This is a genomic window from Polaromonas sp. (assembly GCF_012927415.1).
Taxonomy (GTDB): Bacteria; Pseudomonadota; Gammaproteobacteria; order Burkholderiales; family Burkholderiaceae_C; genus Polaromonas.
In genome coordinates, this window is sequence record NZ_JABBPF010000083.1 from 1 (window position 1) to 20,809 (window position 20,809).

12 protein-coding genes are annotated in these 20,809 nt (G+C 60.7%); 3 read left to right on the top strand and 9 right to left on the bottom strand.

From position 1 onward, the window contains the following. Positions 1-1,598 (top strand): HAD-IC family P-type ATPase (locus tag HHJ19_RS08705; RefSeq protein WP_296905957.1); only part of this gene is annotated, 1,598 nt, incomplete at its 5' end. Positions 1,599-1,775: 177 nt separating this feature from the next. On the opposite strand, the gene egtB is transcribed toward HHJ19_RS08705, so the two are convergent. The 3 genes from egtB to purL form a co-directional block, all read right to left on the bottom strand. After that, positions 1,776-3,008, bottom strand: coding sequence for an ergothioneine biosynthesis protein EgtB (gene egtB / locus HHJ19_RS08710; protein ID WP_296905982.1), 1,233 nt, complete (start codon positions 3,006-3,008; stop codon positions 1,776-1,778). Positions 3,009-3,028: 20 nt separating this feature from the next. After that, positions 3,029-3,946, bottom strand: a complete 918-nt coding sequence (gene egtD / locus HHJ19_RS08715) for an L-histidine N(alpha)-methyltransferase (protein WP_296905986.1) — start codon at positions 3,944-3,946, stop codon at positions 3,029-3,031. A 198-nt stretch (positions 3,947-4,144) separates the two neighbouring features. Further along, on the bottom strand, positions 4,145-8,287 hold the full coding sequence (gene purL, locus HHJ19_RS08720; RefSeq protein WP_296905960.1) for a phosphoribosylformylglycinamidine synthase: 4,143 nt from the start codon (positions 8,285-8,287) through the stop codon (positions 4,145-4,147). Between the two features lie 256 nt (positions 8,288-8,543). Here purL and map point away from each other — a divergent pair, with 256 nt between their 5' ends. Next, positions 8,544-9,389 carry a type I methionyl aminopeptidase gene (gene map / locus HHJ19_RS08725; RefSeq protein ID WP_296905963.1) on the top strand — a complete coding sequence of 282 codons (846 nt, stop codon included), beginning with the start codon at positions 8,544-8,546 and terminating at the stop codon, positions 9,387-9,389. 34 nt (positions 9,390-9,423) lie between these two features. Continuing rightward, positions 9,424-12,015 carry a [protein-PII] uridylyltransferase gene (locus tag HHJ19_RS08730; protein WP_296905988.1) on the top strand — a complete coding sequence of 864 codons (2,592 nt, stop codon included), beginning with the start codon at positions 9,424-9,426 and terminating at the stop codon, positions 12,013-12,015. A gap of 30 nt (positions 12,016-12,045) precedes the next feature. Here HHJ19_RS08730 and HHJ19_RS08735 read toward each other — a convergent pair whose 3' ends face one another. The 6 genes from HHJ19_RS08735 to HHJ19_RS08760 form a co-directional block, all read right to left on the bottom strand. Then, complete coding sequence (locus HHJ19_RS08735; protein WP_296905965.1) at positions 12,046-12,759, bottom strand: methyltransferase domain-containing protein; 714 nt, start codon at positions 12,757-12,759, stop codon at positions 12,046-12,048. Between the two features lie 86 nt (positions 12,760-12,845). After that, positions 12,846-13,385: a peptide deformylase gene (gene def / locus HHJ19_RS08740; protein WP_296905968.1), complete on the bottom strand. Its 540-nt coding sequence runs from the start codon at positions 13,383-13,385 to the stop codon at positions 12,846-12,848. Positions 13,386-13,490: 105 nt separating this feature from the next. After that, positions 13,491-14,624 (bottom strand): glutathione-independent formaldehyde dehydrogenase, encoded by a 1,134-nt coding sequence (locus HHJ19_RS08745; protein ID WP_296905971.1) that lies wholly within the window; start codon positions 14,622-14,624, stop codon positions 13,491-13,493. A gap of 389 nt (positions 14,625-15,013) precedes the next feature. Continuing rightward, positions 15,014-17,101, bottom strand: coding sequence for an NAD-dependent DNA ligase LigA (ligA, locus tag HHJ19_RS08750; protein WP_296905973.1), 2,088 nt, complete (start codon positions 17,099-17,101; stop codon positions 15,014-15,016). A 71-nt stretch (positions 17,102-17,172) separates the two neighbouring features. Then, complete coding sequence (locus HHJ19_RS08755) at positions 17,173-18,246, bottom strand: cell division protein ZipA C-terminal FtsZ-binding domain-containing protein (RefSeq protein WP_296905976.1); 1,074 nt, start codon at positions 18,244-18,246, stop codon at positions 17,173-17,175. Positions 18,247-18,252: 6 nt separating this feature from the next. Continuing rightward, the coding region (locus HHJ19_RS08760; RefSeq protein ID WP_296905979.1) for a chromosome segregation protein SMC at positions 18,253-20,809 on the bottom strand (2,557 nt) is incomplete at its 5' end.

The window sequence follows — 20,809 nt, forward strand, 5'->3', positions numbered from 1 at the left end:
CAGAACTGCTGCGCGCAATGGCCTTGTGCAACGATGCCCGCCCGGCGCCCGGAGGCGGCTGGCTGGGCGACCCGACCGAGACGGCACTGGCTGACGTGGCTGCAAATGCCGGCCTCGACAAAGCCGCGCTGGACACCCAGTGGCCGCGCGTGCACGAGCAGCCATTCGATGCTGACCGCAAGCGCATGACTACCGTCCATCGCACTCCGCGAGGATTTGTGGCCTATACCAAGGGCGCGCCGGAATCGGTCATTCCGTTGTGCAAGGACATCAGCGAAGGCGTTTCGGTCAGCATCGACCACGCCGGCTGGCTGGCGCGCGCGGACGCTCTGGCCGCGCAGGGTCTGCGGGTGCTGGCCGTAGCGCGGCGCAGCCATGAACGGCTGCCAAAGGCCGACGCTGAAATCGAGGCGGTTGAAAGCGGTCTGAGCTTTCTTGGACTGGTCGGACTGATCGATCCGCCGCGCCCCGAAGCAGCTGCAGCGGTGGGCGAATGCATGACCGCCGGCATCACTGCCGTCATGATCACGGGCGATCATCCCGCCACGGCGCGCGCGATTGCGTTGCGACTCGGCATCGTTGACAACGCCGGGGCCCAAGTGCTGACAGGCGCCGACCTGGTCGCCATGGATGAGGAAACGCTGCGTTCACAGGTACAACGGGTGCGAATTTACGCCCGCGTGGATCCGGCGCAGAAAATCCGTATCGTGGCGGCGCTGCAGGCGCAGGGCGAATTCGTGGCCATGACTGGCGACGGCGTGAACGACGCGCCAGCGCTCAAACGGGCAGACATCGGCGTGGCCATGGGCAAAGGCGGGACCGACGTGGCCCGCGAAGCCGCCAGCCTTGTGCTGCTCGATGACAACTTCGCCACCATCGTGAGCGCCGTGCGCGAAGGCCGGCGCATTTACGACAATATCCGCAAGTTTGTGCGCTACGCGATGACCGGCAACTCAGGCGAGATCTGGACCATTTTTCTGGCCCCGCTGCTACTGCTGCCGATTCCGCTGCTGCCGATCCACATCCTCTGGGTCAATCTGGTCACCGACGGCCTGCCGGGCTTGGCACTGGCAGCCGAGCCGGCCGAACCAGGCATCATGCACCGGCCACCCAGGTCGCCCAGGGAAAGTCTGTTTGCTCACGGTATGTGGCAACACATCCTGGGCGTGGGTCTATTGATTGGCGGACTATGCCTGGGGGTGCAGGCCTGGGCTATTTCCACCGGGCATGCGCACTGGCAGACCATGGTGTTCACGGTACTCACTCTCGGGCAAATGGCGCATGTGATGGGCATCCGGTCCGAGCACGACCCCCTTTGGCGCATTGGCATTGCATCCAACCGACCATTGCTGGGCGCGGTGCTTCTGACATTTATGCTTCAGATGGCGACGATCTATGTCCCCGCGCTCAATCCAATTTTCAAGACTGCACCATTGAGCCTGTCCGAACTCGCAGTGTGCCTGGCGGCTGCCTTCGTGGTGTACGCGGCAGTGGAAATCGAAAAAGCATGGCGGCGGAGACACTTGCCGGCGGGCACTGAGACCAGCGTCCAGTCTGCAGACGATGCGGCAGCAAAGACGCCCGTCCGTCGCTCGTGACCCAACCATGTAATCTGGTGTAGCCTATTTGCACACTGGGTAGACGCCGCCGCCTGGTGGGATCAAGGCGGCTGGCAGGAAATTTTACATGCGGGTAATTTGCAAAAATGCGTGGCATGAGCCGGACAACCAGCTTTAATCTGGACCACGGAAACATCCGGCTGCGCAGCCGCAGGCTCAGACATCGCGCGCCAACCGAATGCCGGAAAACTGCCAGCAAGCTGACGCCGGAAAGAAATTTCGATAACTCACGCGCAGATGACTTTCCGGAGTGACGCATGAGCCACCCCGCAACACATACTGGTTAACCATGAACTTGCCGTTGTATTCGCCGACGGCACCAGGGGGCGCACGAAACCCCGGATATGCAGCATAGCTGGACTGGGTCCACTGCCAGGCGTCACTAAACAACTGACTCAAGCCGGCATCCTGGGTGCTTCGAGGATGAAAACAACCGGCGCCGGCAGAATGAGTATTCAACGCGAGTGGCGCTGCCGCCGACTCCCATTCGGCCTCAGTGGGTAGTCGCGCACAGGCCCAGCGCGCGTAGGCATCTGCTTCGTAATAAGAAACATGCAGCACTGGCGCATTGGGGTCCAGTGCGCACAGCCCGCCCAGGGTGAACTCCTGCCACCCGGCTGTGTTTCGCTGCCAGTACATCGGGTGATCACGGCCTTCGGCCAGACGCCAGTCCCATCCCTCGGCCAGCCAATGGGCGGGCGTACCGTAACCTTCCGCCTCGATAAAAGCGGCGTACTCGGCATTGGTCACCAGACGCGAGGCTAGCTGGTAGGCTTGCAGATAAACGCGATGCCGGGGCTTCTCGTTGTCAAAATAAAATGGGTCGCCTTCATGTCCAATCTGGACGACACCATCAGGGAAAGCATGCCATGTCAGCGGTGCTGCGGTCGCACAGGGAGATGCCGGGTCAGTGTAAGCCGGGTACAGTGGGCTGACCGAGAACAGGTGCTTGATGTCGGTCAGCAGCAGTTCCTGGTGCTGCTGCTCGTGATGCAGGCCAAGAACAACAAGTTCACGCAGTTCGTCGTCATCAGGCTTCGTCAGCAGAAGCGCCTGCATGCGTTCATCCACATTGCTTCGGTAGCCCAACACCTCGCTTAAGCCGGGGCGCGTCAGCAGGCCGCGTTGCGGTCGCGGGTGCTTGTCACCGACTGCGTTGTAGTACGAGTTGAACAACATGCGAAATGCGGAATGAAAGGGTTTGAATCCAGGTTCGCGAGGTTCCAGCACAAAGGTTTCAAAAAACCAGGTGGTGTGGCCCAAATGCCACTTCGCGGGACTCGCATCCGGCATGGACTGCACACAGCTGTCCTCGCAAGACAAGGGTGCGGCCAGGGCAGCGCTTTGCTGGCGTACCGCGTTGTAGGCGCTAATCAGGTCGGCCGGCATGACGGTGTTCGGCAAGGGATTCACGCGCAAGCCCGGATGACGGCAAACCAGTGGTGCTCGTCGGTCCATGTCTGCGTTTTGGCAAATCCCGCGAGGGACAACAGGGTAATGAATTTATCCAGCGGGTACTTGTAGCTATTTTCGGTGTGAATACGCTCACCCGCCGCAAAACTGCGCTCACCACCCGGCCAGCACACCAGCACGTCTGTGACTGCTTCCAGATGCATTTCGATCCGCGACTCGCTTGCATTGAAAAATGAGCGGTGTAGCCACTGGCAGGATATGAAGTTACTGCCTATGAGCAGGTTGACATGGGCCAGCACATTGAGATTGAATGCTGCGGTCACACCTGCGGCATCGTCATAGGCTGCTTCGAGCGCGGCAACATCCTTGGGCAGGTCGATGCCTATCAATAACGCGCCGTCCCCGTCAATCAGTGAGCGCATGCGTTCCAGCAGTTCACGGGCATGCTCAGGATCAAAATTGCCAATCGAAGACCCGGGATAAAACACCAGTCGCTTGGCGCGGGGTATGTCGGCAGGCAACTCAAACCCATGGCTCAGGTCCGCCGCCACGGCACGCAACTCAATGCCGGGAAACTCGGACCGCATGCTCTTTATCGCATCCTGCAAATAGTCTGCGGAAATATCGATGCCAACGAAGCGCACGGGATCTATCAACCTGCATAAGGCGCGAGCCTTGGCACAATTGCCTGCACCGAATTCAATCAGTGTGGTGCCCGGGCCAACGCTTTGCGCAATTGCGCGAGAGTGGGTTTGCATGACGGCGAGTTCGGTGCGCGTGGGATAGTACTCAGGCACTCTGGTGATAGCTTCGAATAATTCCGAGCCGCGCGTATCGTAGAAATACTTGGGCGAAATCGATGCGTTTTCGCGCGTCAGTCCGTCAATGATTTCTTGCTGCTGGTTTACTGACATGTCAGGTGCTTTCACGCCGGTTGGCTTGTCTCGCAGGCTCATGAATTTTCCGGCGGAAATTGCAAGAGATTAAAGCTGCCGAATGCGCGCAGGCCGGCTCGTCAATACGGGATCAGCCGCGCTAGGGATGCACTATACCGGCTGCCGCAAATAACTGTCATGAGCGGGGCTGCTCGCGGCGCCATTGGACCGGACCGGTCAACCCACCCACTTGCGTGCATTGCGCCAAAGTTGTGTCCAGGGGCTCAAGCCGGTCACGTCTCCGCTGGTCCAGCTCATCTGTACATTGCGGAAAACGCGTTCGGGGTGCGGCATCATGGCGGTAAAACGGCCGTCCGCTGTCGTCACCGCCGTCAACCCGCCAGCGCTGCCATTGGGATTGGCGGGATAGGCCTGCGTTGGCTTGCCGTGGTTGTCGGTAAAGCGCATGGCGGCAATCGCGTTGCCCGCATCGCCGCGGTCGGTGAAATTGGCGTAGCCCTCGCCGTGCGCCACGGCAATCGGCAGGCGCGTGCCGGCCATGCCAGCGAAGAACAGGCTGGGTGACTCCAACACTTCCACCTGGCTCAGACGCGCTTCAAAACGTTCGCTGCGATTGGTGGTAAAGCGTGGCCAGGCTTCAGCGCCCGGAATGATGTCGGCCAGTTCGGCAAACATCTGGCAGCCGTTGCATACGCCCAGCGCGAATGTGTCGTTGCGGCCAAAGAAACCACGAAATTCATTCGCCAGCAGGTTGTTAAAGGTGATGGACCGCGCCCAGCCTATGCCGGCGCCGAGCGTGTCACCGTAACTAAAGCCGCCGCAAGCGACCACACCCGCAAAGTCGGCTAGCCTGGCGCGGCCGTCTTGCAGGTCGGTCATGTGAACGTCGCAGGCTTCAAAACCGGCTTGCGCCAGGGCATAAGCCATTTCGACATGCGAGTTGACGCCCTGCTCGCGCAGCACCGCAACCCGGGGCCTTGACAGTTTCAATGCTGGTGCGACCGGCGCCTTCGCCGGGTCAAACGTCAGGTGCACATGCAGGCCGGGGTCGAGCGGGTCGCCAGCCGCCGCGTGTTCCGAATCGGCACCCAGCGGGTTGTCACGCTGCCGGCAAATTTTCCAGCTCACGGAGTCCCAGACCTGGTGCAGGTCTTGCAACGGGGCCTTGAACACCGACTTGGCATCTCGCCAGATTTGCACTTCACCTTTGCCAACCTCCAGCGCCGCATGTTGCGGCCGGGTTTTGCCGACGAAGTGGCTGAATTTGGAGAGGCCATATTCGCGCAGGGTTTGCATGACCTCGTTGCGCGTGGAGCTAGCCACCTGGATCACGACGCCCAGCTCTTCATTGAACAGCGCCTTCAGCGTCAACTCTTCACGCCGGCCACCCACTTGCGTCGCCCAGTTTTTGCTGTCGCCCGTATCCATGCGGCTGTCGCTGATGCCGTCACCCTCTAACAACAGCATATCGACATTGAGCGAGACGCCGACATGGCCGGAGAAAGCCATTTCGCAAACTGTGGCGAACAGGCCACCGTCGCTGCGGTCGTGGTAGGCCAGAATTTTCCCCTGCGCGCGCAAGGCGTTGATGGCACTGACCAGGCTCACCAAGTCTTGGGCGTTGTCCAGGTCCGGCACATCGCCGTCTTCAATCCCCAGGCTTTGCGCAAGGATGGAGCCACCCATGCGCATCTGGCCCTTGCCCAGGTCGATCAGGATGAGCGTGGAGTCAGCCTCAACCGTGTTCAGCTCGGGCGTAAGCGTGCCGCGCACGTCGGCCAGCGTGGCAAAGGCGCTGACGATCAGCGAGACTGGCGAGGTAACTTTTTTGCTGCCGGACTCGTCGCTCCAGACGGTGCGCATCGACAGCGAATCCTTGCCGACGGGAATCGACACCCCCAGCGCCGGGCACAGTTCCATGCCAACGGCCTTGACGGTTTCATACAGGGCCGCGTCCTGACCCGGCTCGCCGCAGGCAGCCATCCAGTTGGCCGAGAGTTTTACCCGCGACAGCTCGATCGGCGCGGCCAGCAGGTTGGTGATGGCTTCGGCCACCGCCATGCGGCCCGACGCAGCAGCGTTCACCGTGGCCAGCGGCGTGCGCTCGCCCATGCTCATGGCTTCGCCGCCAAAGCCCTGGTAATCGGCCAGCGTCACCGCACAATCAGCCACCGGCACCTGCCACGGGCCAACCATCTGGTCGCGGTGCGTCAGGCCGCCCACGGTGCGGTCGCCAATGGTGATCAAAAACCGTTTGGACGCCACCGTCGGATGGCTCAACACGTCAATCGCACTCTTTTGCAGATTCACGCCGGTCAGGTCAAGCGGCTTGATGGGGCGCGCCACGCGGGTGACGTCACGGTGCATTTTGGGGGGCTTGCCCAGCAGCACGTTCAGCGGCATATGAACTGGAGCCTCCACGCTCCCCACTGCGTGTGGTTCGCTGCCCCCCGAGGGGGCCGCTGCGCCTGCGGCCCGGCTAAGCCGGTTCCGCGGCCCTGACTGGCATGCAATATCTGCACTTGCTTCATCTGCAACGATCAGGTCCCGCTCTTCGGTCGCCACGCCAATCACCGCAAACGGGCAGCGCTCGCGCTCGCAAAATGCTTCGAACAGTGCCAGCGACTCGGGCGCAATCGCCATCACGTAGCGTTCCTGGCTTTCATTGCTCCAGATTTCTTTCGGCGACAGGCCGCTTTCTTCGAGCTTGACGGCGCGCAAGTTAAAGCGCGCACCACGCCCGGCATCGTTGACCAGTTCGGGAAAGGCGTTGGACAAGCCACCGGCGCCCACGTCGTGAATCGCCAGAATCGGATTGGCGCCGCCCAACTGGGCGCACTGGTTAATCACTTCCTGGGCACGGCGCTCGATTTCAGGGTTGCCGCGCTGCACCGAATCAAAGTCCAGGTGGGCAGCGTTGGCGCCCGAGGCCATGGAACTGGCCGCACTACCGCCCATACCAATGCGCATGCCCGGGCCGCCCAGCTGGATCAGCAGCGTGCCGGCAGGAAACAATATCTTGTGGGTCAACCCGGCATCGATGGTGCCGACGCCGCCGGCGATCATGATCGGCTTGTGGTAACCCCAGCGCTGGCCGCCCACGGTTTGTTCGTATTCGCGGAAGTAGCCAGCCAGATTGGGCCGGCCAAACTCGTTGTTGAACGCGGCGCCGCCCAGCGGGCCCTCCAGCATGATCTGCAGCGGGCTGGCGATGTGACCGGGCTTGCCGTAGTCACCGTCAAACAGTCTGGAAACGGTAAAACCGGTCAGGCCGGCCTTCGGTTTGGAGCCACGACCGGTCGCGCCTTCGTCGCGGATTTCGCCGCCAGCACCGGTCGCTGCACCCGGGAAAGGGGAAATCGCCGTGGGGTGGTTGTGCGTTTCGACCTTCATCAGCACATGCGTCAGCACATCGTCATGAGCGCTATAGGTTTGATAGCTAGAAGTAGCGGTATTTGTTGGACCTGAGGCGGATTTGGCATAAAAACGCTGAATTTTTGCGCCTTCCATGACCGAGGCGTTGTCTGAATACGCCACCACCGTGTGCTGCGGGTGCAGCTTCTCGGTGTTGCGAATCATGCCAAACAGGCTTTTCTCCTGCGGCACGCCGTCAATCGTGAAGTCAGCGTTGAAGATCTTGTGGCGGCAGTGTTCGCTATTGGCTTGCGCAAACATCATCAGCTCAACGTCGGTCGGGTTGCGTTTGAGCTGGGTGAAGGCGGTGACCAGATAGTCGATCTCGTCAGCGGCCAGCGCCAGGCCGAATTCGGTGTTGGCGCGCGCCAACGCGGCCCTGCCCTGCGCTGTGTCGCCCTGCAGCACGTCGATGGTTTGCAGCGGCGCGCCCTGCAGTTCGGTGAACAGACCGGCCTGCGCTTGGGCGCGGTCAGCCACCACGCTTTCGGTCATGCGGTCATGCAGCAGGGCAGCGACCAGCTCGCGTTGGGTTTCGCTCAACGCGGTCTTGCTGAACAAACCTGCTTTCAGCGTCACACGGTACTCGGTGATGCGCTCGATGCGTTTGACGACCAGGCCGCAGTTGTGGGCGATGTCGGTCGCCTTGGAGGCCCAGGGCGACACCGTGCCAAAGCGCGGCGACACGACAAAACGCAAATCATCGCCCGCATTGCCAGTCTGTCCGGAGCACTGTTCGCCATAGCTCAGCAAGGCCGCAAGACGGGTTTTCAAGGCTTCCGTTGGCAACTCTTCGGTCGCAACAAAGTGCACAAACCGGGCGCTGATACCCACGATTTTGTCGTGAATGGCTTGCAAACGGGGAAGAAGTTGCTGAGCGCGAAAGTCGCTCAGGGCACTGATGCCGTAGGCATCGCCCTCAAAAGTCGTCAAGTGCAGATTCACGGTAACCATGGCCTTTTGGTGGAGATGTTGAGGGCGGCTGGCAGGCTGCTTTTTCCGGCTTGACACCTCCTGCGAAAGCGCAACACCTGAGAAGCGGGTTGAATTCTGGGTGTACTGCCGATTTTTCGAGTTTATCAGCGCACCGGCCGCTTCTAGCGCTTGCGACCACATGGCCACGACGCTATCAGGCATTGCACAAAAACCTCTTGCCGAGCCCTGAAATGCAGGCGTTGATGTCCGGTGGGATAATTCCGATATGAGTATTACTTACAAAGATGCGGCAGGCATTGAAGGCATGCGCGCGGCAGGCAGGCTCGCCGGCGAGTTGCTGGACTACCTCACTCCCTTCGTCAAACCCGGCATAACCACCAACGAAATTGACCGGCTGACCCATGAGTACATGACCCAGGTGCAAGGCACCATTCCAGCCACGCTGGGCTATGGCCCGCCCAATTACGCGCCCTACCCGAAGTCCTTGTGTACTTCGGTCAATCACCAGGTGTGCCATGGCATTCCGAATGACAAACCGCTCAAGAAAGGCGACATTGTCAATCTGGATGTGACGGGCATCAAAGACGGCTGGCACGGTGATAGCAGCCGCATGTTTATGGTGGGCGAGGTGTCCATTGCGGCCAAGCGTTTGTGCCAGGTCACTTACGAAGCCATGTGGAAAGGCATCATGTGCGTCAAGCCAGGGGCCCACCTGGGCGATATTGGCCACGCGATCCAGGTTTTTGCCGAAAAGCAGGGCTATTCCATCGTCCGCGAGTTTTGCGGCCATGGCATCGGCACCAAGTTTCATGAAGACCCGCAGGTGTTGCATTACGGACACCCCGGCACCCTGGAAGAACTCAGGCCGGGCATGATTTTCACCATCGAACCGATGATCAACATCGGCAGGCGCGACATCAAGGACGGCCCGGAAAAAGACGGCTGGAGCATCGTAACGCGCGACCATTCACTGTCCGCTCAATGGGAGCACATGATTCTGGTCACGGAAACCGGCTACGAGGTGCTGACGCTTTCTGCCGGCAGCCCGTCGATTCCAGCCTTTGTGCCACCAAACACGACCGTACCAACCGCCGCCAGTGCCAGTGCCTGAGCAAGCCCTTTCAGGGCTGGCCAACTTTCCACCCATGACTGAACTGGGCCTGCTGCGCGAACAGTATCGCGCGGGTAAATCCGCACTGTTCACCTCTTTGGCGGGAAGCGGCGCGTCCACGCGCGGCATTCACAGCCTGCTGCAAAAGCTCGCCATACACACCGATGCCACCCTGCTTTTACTATGGCAACGCGCCGGTTTTCCACCCGATTTGTGCCTGGTTGCCGTGGGGGGCTTCGGCCGGGGCGAGTTGTTCCCTCATTCCGACGTCGACGTGTTGCTGCTACTGCCCGATAACGTCAACCTCGAAAGCAATCCGGTACTAAAGGCCAAGCTTGAAAACTTCGTCAGCAATTGCTGGGACAGCGGGCTGGAGATTGGCTCCAGCGTGCGCACGGCGACCGACTGCGTGGAAGAAGCGGCGAAGGATGTCACGGTGCAGACATCGCTGCTTGAGATGCGGCTGCTGACCGGTTCCAGAACAAACTTTTCGAGCCTGCAGACGCAGCTTGAAGCGATTCTTGACCCCAAAGCTTTTTTCGTGGCCAAGACGCTGGAACTGCGCCAGCGCCACAATAAGTTCGAAAATACGCCTTACGCGCTGGAACCCAATTGCAAGGAATCACCGGGCGGCCTGCGCGATTTGCAGGTGGTGCTTTGGGTGGCTCGCGCTGCCGGTCTGGGTAAATCCTGGGATGAGCTGGCCAAAAGCGGTTTGGCCACGGCTTTTGAAATACGGCAGATCAAGTCCAACGAGGCGCTGCTCAGCCTGATTCGCGCGCGCCTGCACCTGATCTCGGGCCGGCGTGAAGACCGGCTGGTGTTTGACCTGCAAACGGCGGTTGCCGAGTCTTTTGGCTACCAGGCCGAAACTTATGACGCGAAAAAATTGCCGCGCCGCCCCGGCGAAGCCTTGATGCGCCGCTATTACTGGGCAGCCAAGGCGGTCACCCAGCTCAACCAGATTTTGCTGCTCAACATCGAGGAGCGCCTGACCCCCGACACCTATCCGCTACGCGCCATCAACGAGCGGTTTTTTGACAAGTCAGGCATGCTGGAGGTGGTTAACGACGACCTGTATCTGCGCGAACCGCATGCCATTCTTGAAACCTTCCTCCTGTACGAGAAGACCGTGGGCATCAAGGGGCTGTCGGCCCGTACCCTGCGGGCACTGTACAACGCCAGAAGCGTCATGAACGGGAAATTCCGCAGCGATCCGGTCAATCGGGATACCTTCCGGCGCATTCTGCAGCAACCCGAAGGCATCACCCACGCGCTGCGGCTGATGAACCAGACCTCGGTGCTGGGGCGCTACCTCTGGGTCTTCCGAAACATCGTCGGGCAGATGCAGCATGACCTGTTTCATGTCTATACCGTAGACCAGCACATCCTGATGGTGCTGCGCAATGTGCGGCGCTTTTTCATGGCCGAGCATTCTCACGAATACCCGATGTGCTCGCAACTGGCCGCAGGCTGGGACAAGCCTTGGGTATTGTTTATTGCCGCGCTGTTCCATGACATTGCCAAGGGACGTGGCGGCGACCATTCCGAGCTGGGCCGCAAGGAGGTATGCCTTTTTTGTCGTCAGCACGGCATTGCAGCGGAAGACGCGAAACTGATCGAATTTCTGGTGGGCGAACATCTGAGCATGAGCCGTATTGCGCAAAAAGAGGACCTGAGCGACCCGGAGGTGATTGCCGCGTTTGCCAGGCGCGTCGGCAATGAACGTTATTTGACCGCGCTCTACCTGCTAACGGTCGCCGACATTCGCGGCACAAGCCCCAAGGTCTGGAACGCCTGGAAAGGCAAGCTGCTGGAAGACCTTTACCGCTACACGCTGCGGGTGCTGGGCGGGCGCGCGCCCGATGCCAAGGCCGAGGTGGAAGCGCGCAAACGCGAAGCCCTCACTACGCTCGCCTTGCACGCCGAGCCATTCGAGGCGCACAAGGCGCTCTGGAATACGCTGGACGTCAGTTACTTCATGCGCCACGAAGCCAGCGATATTGCCTGGCATGCCCGCCAGTTGTCGCGCCACGCAGGCAAGGCCAAAGTCATCGTGCGTGCGCGCCGCTCGCTGGCTGGCGAAGGCATGCAGGTGCTGGTCTACACGCCGGATACGCCCGATTTGTTCGCGCGCATTTGTGGCTATTTTGACCAGGCCGGTTTCAGTATTTTGGATGCCAAGGTTCATACCGCCAACAATGGCTACGCACTCGATACCTTCGAGGTAATCAGTCCCGCGCTGGACGATCATTACCGCGAACTGGCCTCCATGGTGGAGGCTGACCTGGACCGTACACTCGAAGAGCGTGGCCCATTGCCGCCACCGGGAAAAGGTCGTGTATCCCGGCGCGTCAAAAGCTTTCCGGTGGCGCCCCGCGTCGACCTTCGTCCCGATGAAAAAGCGCAGCGCTGGCTGCTCAGCGTATCGGCGAGCGACCGGGTCGGCTTGCTGTACCTGATTGCGCGCGTGCTGGCCCGCCACCACATCAACATCTTGCTGGCCAAAGTCAGCACACTGGGCGAGCGCGTCGAAGACAGCTTTTTAATCGACGGCACCGAACTGCAGCACAACAAGGCGCAGATCGCCATAGAAACCGAGTTGCTCGACGCACTGAACGCCTGAAGCCCAGAGACGCGGCGCAGTGCGCATTTTTCAGTGCGGCGAGGCCTTCAGATACCGCAGCAAACGCCCCTTGTACTTTTCACCACTGCCGGGAAGGGAAGAAACACGTGTCTCGGTATGCTCATAGCCCAAAAGGTCCATTTTCCGGTTGAAACTCACCCGGTTGCCACGGTCGGGGTCAACAATAAGCACCTCACCACCGGCTTGCAGGTGCTGGTCGATAAACTGCGATAGCACCTCCGGTTGACCACGGTCATACAACACATCACTGCCAATAATCAGGTCAAAGCGCTCAAGCAGCGGATTGGCGCGCGACCAGTTACCAACCTGGTATTTCATGGCCGGCAGGTGGTTCAGCTTGAGATTTTCCAATAAAAAATCAGCCGCCAATGGATGGCAGTCGCTGGCTGTAATGTTGCCGCCGCGGCGATGAACCACGAGGCTGGCCAGCGCCAGGCCGCAACCGAGTTCCAGAATGCGTTTATCTTGCAGTTCGCAGGTCAGCATGACATGGGCCAGCACGCGGCCAGACGGCCATAACAGGCCAAATATAGGCCAGGCCGAAGAAGAAATGCCTTCGCGCTCGGCCTCACCCATGGGATCATGAAATTGCTGCCGATCCAGTAGCGAACGCAATTGAAGGTCGTCGCCGCTCCCGCTGACGGTCTCAAACTTCAACTGATAAGGCAGGGAAGATTTCGACACCGGCGCATTCACTGGCCCGGGAACGGGAGCCTGAAACATTCGCAAAACTTTCTGCGCAACACACGCTCAAACAGGACAAAACTACCAACAAGGTCGCGCAGCGTACGCCTCTGGTTAAAGATTACTTAGTCGTCAGCGTTGACATCCAGCCCCGGAAAAAGAACCTCGGTATAGCCAAACTGGCCGAAGTCACGAATCCGCATCGGATAAAGCTTACCGATCAGATGGTCACATTCATGCTGCACCACGCGCGCATGGAAGCCCTCCACGGTGCGGTCAATCGGGTCGCCGTACTGGTCAAACCCGGTATAACGAATGTGCGAGAAACGCGGCACCACACCCCGCAGGCCGGGTACGGACAGGCAACCCTCCCAATCACTGTCTTCTTCCACGCTCAAAGGCGTAATCACCGGATTGAGCAGCACGGTGCGCGGCACGACGGGCGCATTGGGATAGCGGAGATTGATCTGGTCGCTGCCGAAAATCACGACCTGCAGATCGATGCCGATCTGAGGTGCCGCCAGACCGGCGCCATTGACAGACTGCATGGTGTAGAACATGTCTGAAATCAGGACATGAAGTTCATCGGTGTCAAAGGTCGTCACGGGTTGGGCGATGCGCAGAAGACGCGCATCGCCCATTTTCAGAATTTCACGAATGGTCATCGACCGATTATCGTGTTGCGCAGGAAATTGTGCAGTGCGCGATGCAATGCACACCCCCGGCCGTGGGTTCGGAAAAGAATGGCCCCGCCGCAAAAAAACCAGGGGTCAGCCCACCGTGCGGGCCAGGAACTTGATGTTAAGGTGGGGGGCCGGGGGCCGGGGAAGTTGAAGCGCCTGATCCAGTGAAAGTTCATGCGAAACGATAAACGACGGATTGGCTTTGCCTGCCTCGATCAAGTCACGCAACTGGCGGTTGTAGGCTTTGACGTTGGCTTGTCCAGTGGCAATGTGCTGCCCCTTCATCCAGAACTGGCCGAAGTCGAATGCAAGCTGTCCCTGCTTTGCCAGCTTGTCTTTAGCACCCGGGTCTTCGGCAATAAAAACACCGACCACACCGATGCCGCCGGAAGCCCGCACCGTTTTCACCAGATTGTTCATGGTCAGGTTCGGTACTTCGTGGTGGTGATGGTCGTAACACTGAAAGCCCACGCATTCGCACCCACGATCAGCGCCTTTGCCCTTGGTCAACTCCAGAATCTGCTCGACGCATGATCCGTCCGAGTCGTCAATTGCAATGGCGCCGACTTTCTCCGCCAGGGCCAGCCGGTCCTTGTGCGAATCGACCACCATGATCTTGCTGGCGCCCTTGATGGCTGCCGAATGCGCCGCCATCAGGCCCACCGGGCCGGCGCCGTAAATAACAACTGTTTCACCAGGGCGCACGCCGGCCAGTTCGGTCGCGTGATAGCCGGTAGGAAAGACGTCCGACAGCATCACATAGTCGTTTTCCTTTTCTTCGGCGTCAGGCGGCAGTTTCAGGCAGTTGAAATCGGCATAAGGCACGCGCAGGTATTCAGCCTGGCCGCCGCTGTATGGGCCCATGCCGGCAAAGCCATACGCCGCGCCGGCAAAGCCGGGATTGGCGATCAAACAAAAACCGGTCAGCCCGCGTTCGCAGTTCTTGCAGAAGCCGCAGCCGATGTTGAACGGCAGGCAGACCCGGTCGCCGACCTTGATCCGGTCGACCGCATTGCCTACTTCGACCACTTCGCCGAGATTTTCGTGGCCCAGGATACGGCCTGACTCCATATCGGTACGGCCTTCATACATATGCAAATCGGAGCCGCAAATATTGGTCGCGGTAATCCGGACCAGAACATCTGTGGGCCGCTCGATTTTGGCGTCGGGCATCTCCATGACGCGAACGTCACGAGTGCCTTGGTAAACCAGTGCTTTCATAATGATTTCCCTTTAAAGTTGCGGTGTTGAAAGGAGGATTCGTGTCGGTGCGGACAGCTGAATCACAGCTTGGAAGCAGGATGAGAAAAGCCAATTCACCCGTCTTCCGCAGGCAAGATTAAGGCGCTGGGCACTTGGCAGCTTGTAGGCCAGGGCCGAGGGGTTTGGTAAGTCAGCAAGCCTGGCACCCAAAGAAGCAATCCGGCAAAATTTCAATGAAATTAGGGGCTAGTGCGTCAAGTGCAGGCGCATCCGGCTACTTTTTTAATAGCGGCAAAGATTTTGGTCAGGAAGGCGCTGCGGAACCCGACCTCTGTGCCTGGATGCTGGCCTACGTCTTGGATCACAAGGACTCACAGGGAGATTGAAGCTCCTGAAGCCAGTTTGTTTCAGCCGGACGGCAAATCCAGCAGCGCCAGCAAGGCTGATTCATCAATCACGGCAATGCCCAGCGCTTGCGCTTTCACCAGCTTGCTGCCGGCCTCGGCACCCGCCACGACGTAGTCGGTTTTCTTGCTGACAGAGCCGGCCACCTTGCCGCCCGCCGCTTCAATCTGATCCTTCGCCCCGTCCCGGCTCAGATTGGGCAGCGTGCCGGTGATGACAAAGGTCTTGCCCGACAGCGGTCTGAAAGCCACGACAGCGGGCTCGCCTTCTTCCCAGGTCACGCCACAAGCGCGCAACTGCTCGACCACTTCCCGGTTGTGCGACTGCTCAAAGAAGGTGCGTATGCTTTGGGCAACGATGGGACCGACGTCGTTGACCTCCAGCAATTGCGCCTCAGTGGCGTCCATGACGGCGTCAAGCTTGCCAAAATGATGAGCCAGCGCCTTGGCGGTCGCTTCGCCGACGTGCCGGATGCCCAGGCCGAAGACGAAACGCGGCAAGGTGGTTTGCCTGGATCTTTCCAGCGCTTCAAGCAGGTTTTTAGCCGATTTTTCGGCCATGCGATCCAGGCTGGCCAGCGAACTCAAACCCAGCTTGTAAAGATCGGGCAGAGTGCGGATGACGTTCGCCTCCACCAGCTGCTCGACCAGCTTGTCGCCCAGGCCTTCGATCTCGACCGCGCGCCGGTGCGCAAAGTGCAGGATTGCCTCCTTGCGCTGGGCTGCGCAGAACAGGCCGCCGGTACAGCGATAGTCGGCTTCGCCATCTTCCCTGACTGCATCCGAGCCGCAGACCGGGCAGTGGCGTGGCATGGTGAAGATTTGCGCATCCGGCTGGCGCTTGTCCAGCAGGACGCTGACCACCTCGGGAATCACATCACCGGCGCGGCGCACGATGACTGTGTCGCCGACGCGCACATCCTTGCGGCGCGCTTCGTCTTCATTGTGCAGGGTCGCATTAGTCACGGTGACGCCCCCGACAAACACCGGAGCCAGCTTGGCGACAGGCGTGAGCTTGCCGGTGCGGCCGACCTGCACGTCAATGCCCAGCACCATGGTGAGCTGCTCCTGCGCCGGATATTTATGCGCCACGGCCCAGCGAGGCTCGCGCGTGACGAAACCCATTTTCTGCTGCAGCGCCAGGCTGTTGACCTTGTACACCACACCATCAATGTCGTACGGCAGGCGGTCGCGCTGCTCGCCCATGGCCTGATGAAACGCTATTAATTCAGTAGCACCCTGCAGCCGTGTCGTCTGGACCGCGACTGGAAAACCCCATGATTTGAGCGTCATCAGCAGCTGGAAGTGGGTTTCAAACTTTGGGCCGCCGTCTGCGGGCGGCGTGATCTCGCCCAGTCCGTAGGCAAAAAAGCTCAGGCGCCGCTCGGCGGCAATCGCCGGATCAAGCTGGCGTACGCCGCCGGCTGCAGCGTTGCGCGGGTTGACAAAAGTTTTTTCGCCCTTAGCGCCCTGGGCGATCTTTTCGCGCTGCTTTTCATTCAGCGCTTCAAAATCGGCACGGCTCAGGTAGACCTCGCCGCGCACTTCAACCAGAAACGGAAACCCGGCGGGCAAGCGCAAGGGGATCTGCTTGATGGTACGGATATTTTGCGTGACATCTTCCCCCACCTCGCCGTCACCCCGCGTGGCAGCCTGCACCAGCACCCCGTTTTCATACCGCAAGCTCATGGCCAGGCCGTCGAACTTGAGCTCACCCACGTACTCGACCGGAGGATCGGACGCGGCCAGCGTCAATTCCTTTCGCACGCGCGTGTCGAAGTTCCGTGCACCCGTCGGCTCGGTGTCGGTCTCGGTGCGAATGCTGAGCATGGGCACCCTGTGGCGCACGCTGGCAAACTGGTCCAGCGGCTTGCCACCGACACGCTGCGTCGGCGAGTCAGCCGTCAGCAGTTCAGGATGAGCCGTCTCGATATCCTGCAACTCCCTGAACAGCCGGTCGTACTCGATGTCCGGAATTGTCGGCTGGTCAAGCACGTAATAGCGGTGGGCGTGCGCATCGAGTTCGGCTCGCAACCGGGCAGCGCGTTCGGCAGGGGAATGCGGCGGTGCAAACAGGTCAACGGTGGCCATGGATTCAGTCAGTACAGCAGCTCAGGGAATGGCAAAGAAAAGTGGCTCTGCCGGGAAAACCGCCGGAGCAGTCACGAAAACAGGCGACGGCCCAGCGCCGAGCCCGCTGAAAGATCGCGCCCGTCCAGCGTGTCATACAGCAACTCCAGATCTGCATGGATTCCCTCCATCGCTTCCGGGCGAATGAAGTTGCCGTTGTCGTCGATGATTACTCCGTCCATGCTGCCAGCCAGCGCAATTGCCAGCTCGCACATGCGTGCGAAAGGCTGCTCTGAGCGCAGCACCTGCGGCACGTCGAGTGACAGAGTGAGTTCGCGCAGCGCGGTTTGTTCGGGGTCGTCGGCCATGGCGGCCTGGGTGTCAAAAGCCAGCCCCAGAATCGGCGCATGGCCCGGCTGGTTGGCCGGCAATACCATGCGGCCGGGGATGGCACCCGTGGCAAAACCCAGCCTGGCCGCGCTTTGCTGCACATAACCCGGACTCCAGGCCGTGCGGTTCGCGCGCAGGGTAAAGCTCAACTGGGCGTCATGCGCGCTGGCAAACTGGTCCAGTTCGCGGGCACGCGCCACCTCGTCCTGCATCTCGGGAAACTCGGCCTGACCGTCAAGCGCATCGGCAAAAGCTTGCGTTGTGATCACGAATTCCGAATATTCAATCTGGTTGAGGGCACCGGTCCGGTTCGCCAGTTGGACCCCGCACTGGAAGGCGCTGTAGCGATGGCCGGCCGCGGGAAACTCCCATTCCCCGTTGGCCACGCTCAGGCCTTCAACCCCAAACGGCTTGCTGCCGACCCGGCGCGTATTGGGCATCGCGGCGAGCGCGGCTTCGCCTGAAACGACAGACTCCAGCGCGACGGAGGCCATCGCATCGATCAGGATGTCCAGACCGGCTCTCCGGTCAGGTAGGGTGAGCTGAGTCAGAGCCTGCAGGCCCGAATCAGTGTCAAAACTGGGCTCTTGCCGCTCCGCCAGGGCATCGGCGTCCAGCGTCAACGGCACACCAGCCGATGGCGCGGGCTCTGGCGCCGGCTCCCGGGGAGTCGCCCGTTTCGGCAGGTTCTTGCGGGTCGACCAAGCGCTGTGTGCTACCACGCCGGCCAGGACCAGGCCACCTGCCACCGCCAGACTGATTTGTAATGTACTCATGATGATTTAGACGGCCTCGGCAAAACTGAGCGCGGCTTCCATATCAACCGCGACAATGCGTGAAACGCCCTGCTCCTGCATAGTCACGCCGATCAGTTGCTCAGCCATTTCCATGGCGATCTTGTTATGGCTGATGAACAAAAACTGGGTCTCTCTGCTCATGCTGCTGACCAGCTTGGCGTAGCGCTCGGTGTTGGCATCGTCAAGCGGCGCGTCGACCTCGTCGAGCAGGCAGAACGGGGCCGGGGTGAGCTGGAAAATGGCAAACACCAGCGCAATCGCCGTCAGCGCCTTTTCACCGCCCGAGAGCAGGTGAATGGTCTGGTTTTTCTTGCCGGGCGGCTGCGCCATCACCTGCACGCCGGCGTCGAGGATTTCTTCCCCGGTCATGACCAGGCGCGCATTGCCGCCGCCAAACAGCTCGGGGAACATCTTGCCGAAGTGGCCGTTGACGGCTTCAAAAGTGCTGGACAGCAAATCGCGCGTTTCCATGTCAATTTTCCGGATGGCATCTTCCAGCGTCGCCATCGCTTCATTCAAATCGGCCGACTGCGCATCGAGAAACTGCTTGCGTTCCCTGGCCGTGCTCAGTTCGTCCAGCGCCGCCAGGTTGACGGCACCCAGCGACTGGATATCACGGTGGATGCGGTCAATCTCGCCCTGCAGGCCAGCCGCGCGCACATTGCCGGTTTGAAGCGACAACTCGACATCGGCCAGATCAGCCTGCGCGTCCAGCAACAACTGGGCATATTGCTCAAAACCCAGGCGCGCCGCCTGTTCCTTGAGCTGGAACTCGGTGATGCGCTGGCGCAAGGGGTCAAGCTCGCGTTCCAGCTGCAGGCGGCGCTCGTCGCTGGCGCGCAACTTGGTGGTCAGATCGTCATATTGACTGCGTTGGGCGCCCAGGTCGGCTTCCCGCTCGAGCTTGACGTTCAGCGCGTTTTGCAGCCCGCCCTGCGCCGCGGCATCGGTCAGGCGTGACAACTCATCGCCAGCACGCTCTTCCTCCGTCGCAATCGCGGCTGCCTGCTGCGCCGCAATGGCCATCGAGCGGGCCAGCTCTTCGCGGCGCGAAAGCAGGCTGCGCAACGCAAACTGGGCTTCTTGCGCCTGCCGCTCCAGGGTGCGCTGCTGTTCGCGCGATTCGGCCATCCGGCGCCCGGTTTCAATCACGCGATCGTCAAGCTGGGCATGGCGCTCCTGGCTGTCCGCCAGCTGCATGTCGAGTTCTTCAAAGCGGACCTCCGCCGTCACCTTGCGCTCCTGCAGCTCACTGAGCTGCGCTTCAATTTCGCCCATGTCGGCCTGGATCTGCTGGCTGCGAGCGCGCGTCTGCTCGGCCAGCTGCGCAAGACGCAGCACCTCGACCTGCAGCTCATGGGTACGGCTTTGCCCTTCAGCGCTTTCGCGGCGGGCACTGGCCAGGCGTTGCGCCGCATCGGTATAAACCGTTTCAGCGCGCACCAGCGCGCCTCTGGCCTCCTCGCTGATCAACGCCTGCGCCCTTAGCTGCTTGTCGAGGTTTTCAATCTCCTGTGCCCTGGCCAGCAAACCGGCCTGTTCGGAGTCGGGCGCGTAAAAACTCACGCTGTGTCTTGTCACCGCATGGCCACTCATGACATAAATCACTTCGCCGGCCTGCAGCCTCGCGCGCGCTGCCATCGCGTCATCCAGCTTTTCGGCCGTGTAGCAGCTGTGCAGCCAGTCGCCCAGCAGCGCTGACAGCCCGGCATCATTCAACCGCAGCAAATCGGCCAGCGGTTTAAGATTGAGCGATGGGTTGGCCGGCGCGGGAAGCGCGGCAACGGGCGGCGTGAAAAACGACAACTTGGAGGGCGGTGCGCCCTGTCCATCGCTGCCAGCAAAGCCGCGCACCAGGTCCAGCCGTGAAACCTCAAGCGCGCCCAGACGCTCCCTGAGGGCGGCTTCGAGGGCGTTTTCCCAGCCCTGCTCAATGTGCAGGCGACTCCATAACGCTTGCAGACCATCCAGGCCGTTCCTAACCAGCCACGGTTTCAGCTTGCCGTCGGTCCTGACTTTTTCCTGCAACGCCTTGAGCGCCTCGGTGCGGGCTGACAAATCAGCGCGTCTGGCGGATTCGGTATTGACCGTCTGCTGCAAAGTGCGCCGCGCTTCATCAAGCTGGGGCACGGTTTCCGTCAATTCCTGCAGGCGGGCTTCGGCCACGGCCTGCGCTTCCTGCGCGCTGGCGAACTGCGAGTTGAGGTTGGCCAGACGCGCCTCGTCGGGCGCGTTAAGCGCATTGCGGTCAGCCGTCAGTCGCTCGTGGCGCAAGGCAAGCGAGCGAGACTGCTCCTCGATGTGGCGCTGGTCAGCGGCCAGCACCTGGATTTGCTGTTGAACCTGCGTCACGCCGGCGCGCTGCTCATTGGCTTTGGCCTGCGCCTGACGCAGCACTTCCTCGAGCGCCGGTTGCTGGCTCTGCTGCTCTTCGCTTTGCGCGGCCAGCAGTTCGGCTTTTTCTTCGGCATCCAAGGCCTGTCCGGCGAGGCTTTCGGTCTCGACGGCCGCGGGATTCCGGCGCGGGGCCCCCAGGGCGGGT